Here is an 11,730-nt window from a genome sequence, read left to right as displayed (position 1 = left end):
GGGGAGGAGCGGCGAGGACCTCGCCCGGGGCGTCCTCGCTGGCGACCCGATCGCGGAGGAGGCCACGCGACGCTCGGCGCGACTCGTGGGACAGGCCGTGGCGAGTACCGCGACCCTGCTCGATCTCGAGTCGGTCGCGATCGGCGGGGGATTCGCGCGCGTCCGCCCCGACTACGTCGACATCGTGCGGCGCTCCGCGCACGACAACGCGCTCTTCGCCTACGCCCGCCGCGTGCGCATCGCCCCCTCGGGTCTCGGCGACGAGGGGCCGCTGCTCGGAGCGGCCGCCCTCGCGCTCCACGGGGGCGCGGCCTCCCTCGAACCCGTGGCGCCGTGACGGCTCTCGGCACCCTGCGCCCGTTCCTACGTCCGCACCGGTGGCGTGTCGCCCTGGCCGCGGTGGCATTCGTGGTGAAGGACAGTCCCCTGTGGGTGCTGCCCATCGTCACCGCGGAGGTCATCGACCTGCTCATCACCGGCGCATCAGCCGACCGGCTCGTCCCGTGGGCGCTGCTGGCGGCGGCGGTCGTGACCGTGAACGTGGTGGCGAACGCCGTCTACGTGCGCGCCTACTTCTCGGTGGTCCGCGGCCTCGGCCTCGACCTGCGTCGTAGCCTTACGCATCGCCTACAGACGCTCTCGCTGAGCTACCACTCCCGGTCGGCGAGTGCGCTCGCGCAGACCAAGCTCGTGCGCGACGTCGAGAACGTCGAACTGATGCTGCAGCAGTGCTTCGGACCGGTCCTCACCGCGGCGTCCGTCCTCGTGGGGGCGAGCGCCACCATGGCGGTACGCGCTCCGGCATTCCACGTGTTCTTCGCCGTGACCGTACCGGTGGCCGTCGTGCTCATCCGATGGCTGCGGCTCAGGACGACCGCCGCCAACGAACGGTTCCGCCGCGAGGTGGAGCACCTGTCGACACGCATCAGCGAGATGGGCTCTCTGCTGTCGGTCACTCGCGCCCACGGCCTCGAGGCCGTGGCCGTCGAGCGGGTCGCGACCAGCGCCGAGCACGTCCGCGCCGCGGGCTTCGACCTGGACCGCATCAACGGACGCTTCGGTGCCATGTCGTGGGCGAGCTTCCAGACACTCAGTCTCGCCTGCCTGTTCGGCGCGGTGCTTGCCGCGCTCACGGGGACCGTCGCGGTGTCGGCGGGTGATGTCATCCTTCTCAGCAGCTATTTCGGGCTGCTCACGGCGACGATGGTCGCCGTGTTCCAGCTCGCTCCGCTCATCACGCGCGGCCGCGAGTCGATCTCGTCGATGCACGAGCTTCTCGCCGCCGATGAAATCGAGCAGAACGAGGGCAAGCCCGCCCTCACGCGGGTGTCGGGCGAGATCCGGTTCGAGGGGATGACCTTCGCCTACGCGCATGAGCCCGTGCTGCGAGACATCGATCTGACGATCCGTCCCGGCGAGACCATCGCCTTCATCGGGCCGTCGGGGTCGGGGAAGTCCACCCTGCTGCACCTGTCTCTCGGTCTGATGGCACCGCAGAGTGGGAGCGTCTCGATCGACGGCCACGACCTCCGCCAGATCGATCGCCGCACGTACCGACGTTTCGTATCGGTGGTGCCGCAGGAACCCGTCCTGTTCGCGGCCACCATCCGGGAGAACGTCGCCTACGGTCTTCCTGACCTCGACGACGCGACGGTCTGGTCGGCGCTGGTCGGCGCGAACGCTGCCGGGTTCGTCCGCGATCTACCGCAGGGGTGGGACACGGTGGTGGGCGAGCGCGGGGGGAGCCTGTCGGGCGGTCAGCGCCAGCGCTTGGCGATCGCGCGCGCACTGGTGCGCGATCCGAGGGTGCTTCTGTTGGATGAGGCCACAGCCGCGCTCGACGGCGAGTCCGAGGCGGCCGTTCAGGACGCTCTCGCCACGCTGCGCGCGGGACGAACGACCCTCATCGTCGCCCACCGGCTGACCACCATCCGTGCCGCGGACCGCATCGTCGTGCTCGACGGCGGGCGCATCGTGCAGCAGGGCGATCACCGCGCCCTCTCCGCCGTCGACGGGTACTACCGGACGATGCTGGAACGCGCCGAGGCGGCGCGGTGAGCGCGCCGCACGGGGCGGTGCGCGTGGATCGCGGCATCCGGTACGCCCGGGCGGCGCGCTTCCGGCTCCCCGTCGCGGAACCGCGCGGGGCGGACCGGCTGTCGGCTCCCGCTCCGCAACCCGGCGTGGACGGCTCGGAGGACTGCCTGCACCTGACGGTGTGGGCGGCCGTCGGCGCGGACACCGCCCCCGTTCTCGTCTGGATCCACGGCGGCGCGCACGTGAGCGGCAGCGCGTCTGACCCCGTCACCGACGGCGCCCGCCTCGCCGCGGCACAGAGGCTTGTCGTCGTCGCCGTGCAGTATCGCCTCGGTGCGCTCGGCCACCTCCTCTTGGACGACCCGTTCCCGGATGCCGCGAATGCGGCCCTCCACGACCAGCTCACCGCCTTGCGGTGGGTGCGCGAGAACATCGGCGCCTACGGAGGAGACCCCGCGTCGGTGACGGTCATGGGTCAGTCGGCGGGCGGGGTGGACGCGCTCGCGCTCCTCTCTCTGGCGGCCGGACGTTCGCTCCTGCACCGCGTCATCGCGCATAGTTGCACGGCCGAGCGGACGCTGACCCCCACGACGGCGGCCGAGGTCCGCGATCAGCTGGTCAACGCCGCCGGCGTTCCCTCCGCGCAAGCCCTGCGTGATCTTCCGGTCACCGACCTGATCCGCGCGCAGACGCAGGTGATCGACGAGCGCGCGGCATCCGCACCCATCGACTCGCTGCCGTTCCGACCGGTTGTCGACGGCGCCCTCGTGCAGCGGCGCCCGCTCGACGCGCTCGCCGCGGGCGAGGGAGCGGACGTGCCGTTGCTCATCGGATCGAACCGTCGCGAGGCCCTGCCCTGGATGGGACCGGAGTCCGGCGACGATCGGGCCCTCGACGCGCTGCTGCACGACGTCGCCCCACGCCTTCGTGTCGCCGACCTTTCGGCTGCCTTCGAGCACGATCACCGTCGGACCCCGACCGCAAGGCGCCTTCGCGAGGCCGTGCTATCGGAACTCATGTACCGCTCCCCGGTCGACCGTGTCGTCCGAGCACGCGGGAACGCCCCGACGTTCGCCTACGTCTTCGATCCCGTGGGCGTCGACGGGGTCGATCCTGGACACTCCGGTGAACTGCCGCTCGTCTTCGGAACGGCGGCCGCCCGTTCACGTTCGACGGGTCGCCTGTCCCGACGCATGATGAACGCCTGGGGCTCGTTCGCGCGCGACGGCCGCCCGTCGAGCGAACCGGACTGGAGCTCGTCCCTTCATGGACTCTACGCGTGGACGCGCGAGCCGCGTTTCGTGGATTCGAGTGACGCGCAGCTGCGTGCCACACTGGCCGAGTCGGGCGCCTTCTGCGAACGCTTGTGAGGCCGAGCCCTTCCCCAATCCGCATCAACCGAGCGCGGCGCTGACGCACGCTGGCGGGCTTCATGCCCCGTCGAGCATGGACTGGGCGGCCGCGGTCTGCGCCCACAGCGCGTCGGCCAGGGCCGCGACGGCGGGGATCCGCAGCGAGTCGGGGCGCACGATCATCCAGTACGGCAACCGTTCGGAAACGACTTCGGGCAGCAACCTGACCAGATCCGGATGCCGGTCGGCGGCGAAGCACGGGAGCATGCCGATTCCGGCACCTACCCGTGTCGCTTCGACGTGCACGAACACGTTGGTCGAGGTGAGCCCGTCGCGCATGCGCGGCACGAGCCGCCGAGGAAGATCCAGCGCCTCGACCTGCAGCATCGAGTCGACGAAGTACACGAGCCGGTGCCGCTCGAGCTCGGTGAGATCCGCGGGCGTACCCTCGCGATCCAGGTACGCCCGCGAGGCGTACATGCCGAGCGTGTACGTGCCGAGACGGGTCGCGGTGCCGCGCGAGGTCTGCGGCTCCCCCACCACCACCTCGAGATCCAGGCCCGGCCGGTGCAGCGCCGCTCGCCGTTGCGTCGCCACGATCTCGACGGACAGCTCCGGATGCCGCTGTCGCAACGCCGCGATCGCGGGTGCGGCGATGTAGGCGCTGAAGCCGTCGGTGGCCGACATCCGCACGACGCCCGAGACCGGATCCGGCTCCTCTCCCCCGCCAGACAAGCGCGACATCGCCGCCTCGATGCGTCCGGCCGTCTCGACGGCGTGCTGCCCCAACGCCGTCAGCTCCCACCCCCGGCCGGACGCGGCGACGACGCGCCCACCGAGGGCGTCCTCGAGTGCGGCGATACGCCGCGCGACCGTCGTGTGGTCGACGCCGCGGACCTGCGCGGCGGCGGTATAGCGGCCGGTGCGGGCAACCGCGAGCAGCATCAAGAGGTCGTCGGCGCGGACGTTCGTGGCATCCATGTGTGCAATTCTGCACACAGGACCCGCACCATTGGGCATTGCCGCATGGTCCGTGCCTCCGCAGACTGTCTCGCGGGTGTCACCGTCGACACCGAAGGAGCAGCATGGAATCCCCCACCACCGCGCACCACAGCGCCTCCCCCACCGCCCCCACGAGCAAGATCCGCCGCGTCGTCGCCGCCTCGATGGCCGGCACGGTCGTCGAGTGGTACGAGTTCTTCCTCTACGCCACGGCCGCGAGCCTGGTGTTCGGCACGTTCTTCTTCCCGTCGTCGGGGTCTCCCCTCGACGGCATCATCGCCGCCTTCGTCACGTACGCGGTCGGCTTCATCGCCCGCCCGCTCGGCGGCATCGTCTTCGGCCAGATCGGTGACCGGTTCGGCCGCAAGCCCACGCTGCAGGCGACGATCGTCATCGTCGGCGCGGCGACCTTCTTGATGGGATGCCTCCCCGGTTTCGCCTCCGTCGGATACTGGGCGCCCGCGATGCTCGTGGCCCTGCGCTTCATCCAGGGCTTCGCCGTCGGCGGCGAGTGGGGCGGCGCCGTGCTGCTCGTCGCGGAGCAGAGCCCGGACCGCACGCGCGCGTTCTGGTCGAGCTGGCCCCAGGCGGCCGTTCCCGTCGGAAACCTCCTGGCCACGACCGTGCTGCTGATCACGTCGTTCGTGCTCTCGCCCGCGGCGTTCCTCGACTGGGGCTGGCGCATCGCGTTCTGGCTCTCGGCCGTGATCGTGCTCGTCGGCTTCTACATCCGCACGCACGTCGAAGAGGCGCCGATCTTCCTCGAGGCCAAGAAGCAGGTCGAGCAAGAGAAGGCCACGTCGTTCGGCGTCGTCGAGGTGCTGCGCCGCTACCCCAAGGGTGTCGTCCAGGCGATGGGCGTGCGCTTCGCGGAGAACATCGTCTACTACATCGTCGTGAGCTTCTCGATCGTCTACTTGAAGTTCGTGCACTCGTACGACACGAGCCAGCTGCTCCTCGCGCTGCTCATCGCGCACGTGATCCATTTCGCCGTGATCCCCCCGCTCGGCCGTCTCGCCGACCGCATCGGTCGCAAGCCCGTGTACCTCGCCGGCGCGATTCTCAGCGCGACCTGGGCGTTCTTCGCCTTCCCGATGTTCGACACGCTCAACCCCGTCGTCATCGTCGCCGCCGTCTCGATCGGCCTGGTGTTCCACGCCGGTATGTACGCGCCGCAGCCGGCCGTCATGGCCGAGCTCTTCCCGACGCGCATGCGCTACTCGGGCGTCTCGCTCGGAGCCCAGGTCACCGCGATCCTCGCGGGCTCGCTCGCGCCGATCCTCGCGACGCAGTGGCTGCGCGACTTCGGCTCGTGGCTGCCGATCGCGATGTACATCGTGGCGGCCTGCATCGTCACGTCGGTCGCCGTACTGTCGCTGAAGGAGACGCGCGGCATCTCGCTGCGCGCCATCGACGCCGCCGACGCGGCACGGGGGAAGTAGGAACCATGAGCATCGACCTCAGCGGACGCCGCGCCCTCGTCACCGGCGGAGCCAGCGGCATCGGTGCCGCGATCGCGCGTGCGTTCGCCGAGGCCGGCGCCACCGTGACGGTCGCCGATCTCAACGCCGAGGGTGCCGCGGCGCTCGCGGACGAGATCGGCGGTCGCTCCTGGGCGGTCGACCTGTCGGACACGGCGACCCTGGCCGACCTCAGCCTCGACGTCGACATCCTCGTCAACAATGCCGGCATCCAGCACGTCAGCCCGATCGAGGACTTCGCGCCGGAGCGCTTCTCGTTCATGCTGCGGCTGATGCTCGAGGCGCCGTTTCTGCTGATCCGCGCGGCCCTGCCGGGGATGTACGCGCGCGGCTTCGGTCGTGTGCTGAACGTGTCGAGCGTGCACGGCATACGCGCATCGGCATACAAGTCGGCGTACGTCACGGCGAAGCACGGACTCGAGGGCCTGTCGAAGACCACGGCGCTCGAGGGCGGCCCGCGCGGCGTCACGAGCGTCTGCATCGACCCCGGGTACGTGCGGTCGCCGCTCGTCGAGAAACAGCTCGCGGATCAGGCGCGGGCGCACGGCATCCCCGAATCCGAGGTCCTCGAGACGGTGCTGCTGAAGGATGCCGCGATCAAACGGCTCGTCGAGCCGGCCGAGGTTGCGTCACTCGCCCTGTGGCTGGCGGGCCCGGATGCCGCGATGGTCACCGGCACGAGCTACGTCATGGACGGCGGCTGGTCGGCGCACTGAGCGCAGCGGCGTGTCCGGCCGGGGCGGGAGTGTGCGCCACACTCCTGAGTTCCGAGACGTCGATGGCGGGTCGCCCGGGGCCGAACTCCTGACATCCGATGCTTCAGCCTCCGTATGCCGCGGCGAAAGCCGTCTACCGGCGAAAACTCAGGAGTTCGGCCCAGGCCGCCGATCAGCGGCCGCCCGGATCTCGGGAGTTCGGCGCGCGCCGCGCGTCACCGACCGCCCCGTGGTCAGCCGCCGATGATGTCCACGACGACCGAGAACAGCCACCACCCGATCGCGAGCACCGCGATCACGGCCCCGACCCACGAGAACCCGCGGCGCAGCCGGCGTCCCTCCCGGGCGACGCCGGCGGGCGGGGGAGTGAGGAGCGGAACGCCCGACGCGGCGGGCACGGCGTCGGCGGAGAGGCGCTCGTCGCGCCACCGCGCCCACTGCGCGAGCTTGTCGTCGATGGCATCCACTGTGCCGAAGACCCACTCCCACACAGCGGGGTCGAGGGTCGAAAGCTCGCGCCGGGCGTAGAGGAACAGGCGGTCGTCGACGATCTCGACGTCGAGGGCGGCGGCGTTGTCGACGAACCGCGCCATGACGTCGGGGGTGAAGAGGTACAGGGCGTCGCGCTCGTAGCCCTTGGGGCAGTACAGCGCGAAGTACCGGTCGAAGTCGCCCTCGAGGCTCAGACGCTGATCGCGGCTGAACATCGCCGGGAGGTTGGACCCGCCGAACAGGCCGTTGTTGCCCACGGCATCCAGGACGATGTGGGGCAGCGGCGTGTCGAGCCGGATCTCGACGTACGCCCATTTGTGCGTCTGTTCGCTCTTGCCCGACCCGGTCTTGTACGTGTAATTGCCGATCTCGACGCCGCGGGGGAGCGGTCCGCGCACGACGTCGGTCGCCTCGCGGTCGCGTCCTTCGCTGAAGATCATGCCGGGCAGGCCGGGGTTCGGGACCGTCGGGGTCCAGGACATGCCGTTGGATTCGGCGAAGCGCGCGAGCCGGTAGCGGCGCTCGGCCCGCCCGTGGAACAGCTTCGCCAGCGCGTATCCGACGGCGAGCACCGCGGCGACGAAGAACAGGAGGAAGAGGATGCCGATGGGGCTCGGCCGCCCGTCCCCGTCCGCGAGCAGCCCGAAGCTCACGACCGCGGCGAGCAGCGTCGCCGACAGCAGCAGGATGCCGCCCACCACGACGAACCCGACCACCGTGATGACGATGCTCGTGAGCTTGCCCTCGCGCCGCAGTCGGGCCGTGAACGCGCGCACCTCCGCGCGGTCCACCGGCTGTGTCAGGGCAGAGGTGTCCAGTGCCGTACCGCTCATGTCCCCACGCTACCGAGCGTCGCGGACTGCGGCCGAGAGGCTCGATTCCCGCAGGGGAGTGGCATCCGTTAGACTACGAAGGTTGTCTGGCGACGCCCATGCGCGTGTAAGCCCGAGACGACGTGCAACACACCCTCCTGCTGCCGGGAAATGCCCGTCAGCCGTTCTAGTCCGAAGGAGGTGGGTTAGTGACGCACCAGTACGAACTCATGGTCATCTTCGACCCCGAGGTCGACGAGCGCCAGGTCGCTCCGAAGCTCGACGGGTTCCTCAAGGTCATCACCAACGATGGGGGAACCATCGAGAAGGTCGATGTCTGGGGCCGCCGCCGTCTGGCCTACGAGATCAAGAAGAAGAACGAAGGCATCTACGCCGTCGTGGACTTCACCGCCACGAGCGAGGCCACGCAGGAGCTCGACCGTCAGCTGAAGCTGAACGAGCAGATCATGCGTACCAAGGTCCTCCGCGCCGAGGAGGCCATCGCTCAGGTCGCCGCCGAGGCGAAGCGTTCCGAGGAGAAGGCCGCTCGCAAGGCTGCCGCTCCCCGCAAGGTCGAGTCCGCCGAGAAGGCTGCGAAGTAACGACGATGGCCGGCGAAACCGTCATCACCGTCGTGGGCAACCTCACGGCCGACCCCGAGCTGCGGTACACGCAGAACGGGCTGCCGGTGGCGAACTTCACCATCGCGTCGACCCCCCGCACGTTCGACCGTCAGGCGAACGAGTGGAAGGACGGCGAGGCGCTGTTCCTGCGCGCCTCGGTGTGGCGCGAATTCGCCGAGCATGTCGCCGGTTCGCTGACGAAGGGTTCCCGTGTCATCGCGACCGGTCGCCTGAAGCAGCGCTCCTACCAGGACCGCGAGGGCAACAACCGCACCTCGATCGAGCTGGAGGTCGACGAGATCGGCCCCTCGCTCCGCTACGCGACCGCCCAGGTCACCCGCGCTGCCTCTTCGGGCGGCGCCGGTGGCGGCGGTGGACAGCGTCAGCAGGTCCAGCAGGGCGCCGATGAGCCGTGGTCGACCCCCGGGTCGAACCAGGGCGGCGGCGCCGACGCGTGGAGCACTCCCGGTTCCTACGGAGACGACACCCCGTTCTGATCTCGCTGCGCCTCACGGCGTGACGACCCCGAAAATTCCGGATGCCACCCGCCAGGCGGCTCGCCCGCCCCGGCATCCGAACCCACACGAAAGAAGGAAGCATGGCTGGAAAGGCCACTGGCGACCGCCGCAAGCCGCGGAAGGGCGCGAAGAACGCAGCCCCCGCGAAGGCGATCCGCGTCGGCGTCATCGACTACAAGGACGTCGCGACCCTCCGCAAGTTCATCTCGGAGCGCGGGAAGATCCGCGCCCGTCGTATCACCGGTGTCTCCGTGCAGGAGCAGCGCCTGATCGCCCGCGCCATCAAGAACGCGCGCGAGATGGCTCTCCTGCCCTACGCCGGCGCCGGCCGCTAAGGAGCACCCGATGGCAAAGCTGATTCTCACGAATGAGGTCACCGGGCTCGGTAGCGCCGGTGACGTTGTCGAGGTCAAGAACGGGTACGCCCGTAACTACCTCATCCCCCAGGGCTTCGCCGTGTCCTGGTCCCGTGGTGGCGAGAAGCAGGTGGCGTCGATTCGCGCCGCCCGCGAAGCCCGCGCGATCCACGACCACGAAGACGCCGTGGCCCTGAAGAACTCGCTCGAGTCGACCACCGTCAAGCTGGCCGTCAAGGCCGGTGCCGAGGGTCGTCTGTTCGGTTCGGTCAAGACCGGCGACGTCGCTGACGCCGTCAAGGCTGCCGGCCTGGGCGAGCTCGACAAGCGCAAGATCCAGATCACCTCCTCGATCAAGTCGGTCGGCGAGCACGAGGCGACCGTTCGCCTGCGTGACGACGTCACCGCCGTGATCACCCTCCAGGTGGTCGCCGCGAAGTAATTCGCGCCTGACACGGCCCCGGTTCTGCTTCGGCAGGCCGGGGCCGTTCTGCGTTCCGAGACCGTAACGCACGCCTTCTAGGCTGAGCAGCATGACCGTCGATCGCGCACCCGAGCGCCCGCGGGTCGTGCTGTATTCGGCATCCCTCGTCGTCCCCATCACCGCGCCTCCGATCGTGGGCGGGGCGATAGCCGTGGCTGGGGGGCGCATCCGCCACGTGGGGGAGCGCGAGTGGGTGCGCCACGAGCTGCGCCAGCGCGGCGTGGAGTTCGACGAGGTGCATTGGCGCGGCATCCTCACCCCCGGGCTCGTCAACGCGCATTCGCACCTGCAGTACACCGGCATGGCCGAGGTCGGGCGCGGCTCCTACACCGGGTTCGAGGACTGGGCCGAGGCTTTCGAGCCGGTCTACGAGTCGGGCTTGGACTGGGCGGCGGATGCCAGGGCGGGAGCCGCACAGATGATCGCCGCCGGCACGACCGCCGTGGCCGACATCGTCACCGACGTCGAGGCGGCATCCGCTCTGCACGACGCCCGGCTGCACGGCATCACCTACTGGGAGGTGATGAGCTGGACGAACGCCGCGTGGGCCGAGCGGGGGAGGGCCGAGGTGGAGGCGCGGCTGGACTCGCTGCCGTCGCCGCCCGGAACCGGCCTGTCGCCGCACGCGCCGTATTCGCTCGACGTCGAGCCGCTGCTGGAGATCCCCGACATCGTGCGCGAGCGGGGGAGCCGGCTGCACATCCACCTCGGTGAGGCGGCGTTCGAGCGCGAGCACGGTGAGGCGTTGCCGTGGCGAGAGCGGCGGCCCGCGAGCTTCCAGGCGCTGCGCGACGAGGGCTTCGGCACGGGCGCGACCGAGTTCGTCGACGAGCTCGGGGTGCTCGGACCCGACTGCCATATCGCGCACGGCGTCTACATGACCGCGCGCGACCGTTCGGTGCTCCGGCAGCGGGGGACGACCGTGGCGTTGTGTCCGCGGTCGAACGCGGTGATCGGGCTCGACGAGCCGCCCGTGGCCGCGTACCTCGTCGAGGGCAATGCGATCGCCGTGGGCACCGACTCGCTGTCGTCGTCTCCGTCGCTCGACCTGCTCGCCGACGTGGCGGCGTTGCACCGCCTCGCACGCGCCCAGGGATACGTGAACCGCGACCTGGCCGCGCTGCTGCTGCGGGCGGCGACGCTCGGCGGGGCGCATGCGATGGGGCTCGACACCGGACCCGACCGCACCGGATACCTCTCGGTCGGCGCCGTGGCCGACCTCGCGTTCTTCGACATCGCTCCCGCTGACGTCGACGACACGATCGAGCACCTCGTCGTCGACGGCGCCGGGCGCGCGGCGGCGACCTTCATCGACGGCGAGGTGCGCTTCGCATCCGCCGCCTTCACCCGAGAGACCGGAGTGCACCGTGACTGACGACCGCCCCGCCACCGCCCGCCTGCTCGACCTCGAGCAGCACCCCGAGGGCGGCTGGTTCCGTCGCATGTGGACCGGCTCGTACACGGTCGAGACGCCCGCAGGAGTGCGGCCGGCGGCGACCTGCATCCACTACCTGCTGACGCCCGGCGAGCACAGCGCCTGGCACGTCGTCACGAGCGACGAGCTGTGGCTCTGGCACGGCCCGGGTCGCCTCGAGCTGTCGTTCGGCGGCGACGGGCTCTCTCCCGAGCTCACGGATGCCGTCGTGCTCGGCGCCGACCTCGCGGCGGGGGAGCGGCTGCAGGCCACGGTCCCCGCGGGCGTGTGGCAGGCCGCACGCCTCGTCGACGACGCGGAATGTGTCGTCAGCTGCCTCGTCTCGCCCGGGTTCAGCTTCGAGGACTGGCGCCTGGCCGACTGAGCCGGGGCCGCTCGGGGGCGGTTGGTCTGGGGCGGTTGTCTGGCGCGGTTGCCTCGGG

At 70.3% G+C, this 11,730-nt stretch carries 13 protein-coding genes; 11 read left to right on the top strand and 2 right to left on the bottom strand.

What is annotated here, in order from left to right:
• From FE256_RS16000 to FE256_RS15990, 3 genes are all read left to right on the top strand, one after another.
• Window positions 1-337, top strand: a 337-nt coding sequence (locus tag FE256_RS16000; protein ID WP_138177639.1) for an ROK family protein, incomplete at its 5' end; no start/stop codon positions are given.
• The gene (locus FE256_RS15995; protein WP_138177637.1) at window positions 334-2,058 is read left to right on the top strand and encodes an ABC transporter ATP-binding protein; all 1,725 of its coding nucleotides are present in this window, start codon (window positions 334-336) and stop codon (window positions 2,056-2,058) included. The genes FE256_RS16000 and FE256_RS15995, both read left to right, overlap by 4 nt.
• Window positions 2,055-3,407: a carboxylesterase family protein gene (locus FE256_RS15990; RefSeq protein WP_138177635.1), complete on the top strand. Its 1,353-nt coding sequence runs from the start codon at window positions 2,055-2,057 to the stop codon at window positions 3,405-3,407. The genes FE256_RS15995 and FE256_RS15990 overlap by 4 nt, the downstream gene beginning before the upstream one ends.
• A 60-nt stretch (window positions 3,408-3,467) precedes the next feature.
• Here FE256_RS15990 and FE256_RS15985 read toward each other — a convergent pair whose 3' ends face one another.
• On the bottom strand, window positions 3,468-4,370 hold the full coding sequence (locus FE256_RS15985; RefSeq protein ID WP_252371060.1) for a LysR family transcriptional regulator: 903 nt from the start codon (window positions 4,368-4,370) through the stop codon (window positions 3,468-3,470).
• 104 nt (window positions 4,371-4,474) lie between these two features.
• Here FE256_RS15985 and FE256_RS15980 point away from each other — a divergent pair, with 104 nt between their 5' ends.
• On the top strand, window positions 4,475-5,833 hold the full coding sequence (locus tag FE256_RS15980) for an MFS transporter (protein WP_171024380.1): 1,359 nt from the start codon (window positions 4,475-4,477) through the stop codon (window positions 5,831-5,833).
• Window positions 5,834-5,838: 5 nt separating this feature from the next.
• A complete protein-coding gene (locus FE256_RS15975) occupies window positions 5,839-6,588 on the top strand; it encodes a 3-hydroxybutyrate dehydrogenase (RefSeq protein WP_138177633.1) in 750 nt (249 codons plus the stop codon).
• 233 nt (window positions 6,589-6,821) lie between these two features.
• Here the strand turns inward: FE256_RS15975 and FE256_RS15970 are convergent, their stop codons facing one another.
• The gene (locus tag FE256_RS15970; RefSeq protein WP_138177631.1) at window positions 6,822-7,913 is read right to left on the bottom strand and encodes a hypothetical protein; all 1,092 of its coding nucleotides are present in this window, start codon (window positions 7,911-7,913) and stop codon (window positions 6,822-6,824) included.
• A 188-nt stretch (window positions 7,914-8,101) separates the two neighbouring features.
• Between FE256_RS15970 and rpsF the strand changes: the two genes are divergently transcribed.
• The 6 genes from rpsF to FE256_RS15940 all read left to right on the top strand — a co-directional run bounded on the left by rpsF (window position 8,102) and on the right by FE256_RS15940 (window position 11,672).
• Entirely contained in the window at window positions 8,102-8,494 is a 393-nt protein-coding gene (gene rpsF, locus FE256_RS15965) for a 30S ribosomal protein S6 (protein ID WP_138177630.1), read from the top strand.
• A gap of 5 nt (window positions 8,495-8,499) precedes the next feature.
• Window positions 8,500-9,012, top strand: a complete 513-nt coding sequence (locus FE256_RS15960) for a single-stranded DNA-binding protein (protein ID WP_138177629.1) — start codon at window positions 8,500-8,502, stop codon at window positions 9,010-9,012.
• Window positions 9,013-9,113: 101 nt separating this feature from the next.
• Entirely contained in the window at window positions 9,114-9,368 is a 255-nt protein-coding gene (rpsR, locus tag FE256_RS15955; protein WP_013584646.1) for a 30S ribosomal protein S18, read from the top strand.
• Window positions 9,369-9,378: 10 nt separating this feature from the next.
• Window positions 9,379-9,831, top strand: a complete 453-nt coding sequence (rplI, locus tag FE256_RS15950; RefSeq protein WP_138177627.1) for a 50S ribosomal protein L9 — start codon at window positions 9,379-9,381, stop codon at window positions 9,829-9,831.
• Window positions 9,832-9,922: 91 nt separating this feature from the next.
• Window positions 9,923-11,248: an amidohydrolase family protein gene (locus FE256_RS15945; protein WP_138177625.1), complete on the top strand. Its 1,326-nt coding sequence runs from the start codon at window positions 9,923-9,925 to the stop codon at window positions 11,246-11,248.
• Window positions 11,241-11,672, top strand: coding sequence for a cupin domain-containing protein (locus FE256_RS15940; protein ID WP_138177623.1), 432 nt, complete (start codon window positions 11,241-11,243; stop codon window positions 11,670-11,672). Before FE256_RS15945 ends, FE256_RS15940 begins: the two co-directional genes overlap by 8 nt.
• The last annotated feature ends 58 nt before the right edge of the window (window positions 11,673-11,730 follow it).

Source organism: Microbacterium sp. 5K110 (assembly GCF_005774735.1).
Lineage (GTDB): Bacteria > Actinomycetota > Actinomycetes > Actinomycetales > Microbacteriaceae > Microbacterium.
The sequence above is the reverse complement of the archived record's forward strand: the minus strand, read 5'-3'. Positions and strand labels throughout refer to the sequence as shown.

Excerpts from the sequence above, each read along its gene's own strand:
- FE256_RS15975 (WP_138177633.1), top strand. The coding sequence starts at position 5,839 with ATGAGCATCGACCTCAGCGGACGCCGCGCCCTCGTCACCGGCGGAGCC.
- FE256_RS15980 (WP_171024380.1), top strand. The coding sequence starts at position 4,475 with ATGGAATCCCCCACCACCGCGCACCACAGCGCCTCCCCCACCGCCCCC.
- rpsR (WP_013584646.1), top strand. The coding sequence starts at position 9,114 with ATGGCTGGAAAGGCCACTGGCGACCGCCGCAAGCCGCGGAAGGGCGCG.
- FE256_RS15960 (WP_138177629.1), top strand. The coding sequence starts at position 8,500 with ATGGCCGGCGAAACCGTCATCACCGTCGTGGGCAACCTCACGGCCGAC.
- FE256_RS15985 (WP_252371060.1), bottom strand. The coding sequence starts at position 4,370 with ATGGATGCCACGAACGTCCGCGCCGACGACCTCTTGATGCTGCTCGCG.
- FE256_RS15970 (WP_138177631.1), bottom strand. The coding sequence starts at position 7,913 with ATGAGCGGTACGGCACTGGACACCTCTGCCCTGACACAGCCGGTGGAC.
- FE256_RS15945 (WP_138177625.1), top strand. The coding sequence starts at position 9,923 with ATGACCGTCGATCGCGCACCCGAGCGCCCGCGGGTCGTGCTGTATTCG.
- rplI (WP_138177627.1), top strand. The coding sequence starts at position 9,379 with ATGGCAAAGCTGATTCTCACGAATGAGGTCACCGGGCTCGGTAGCGCC.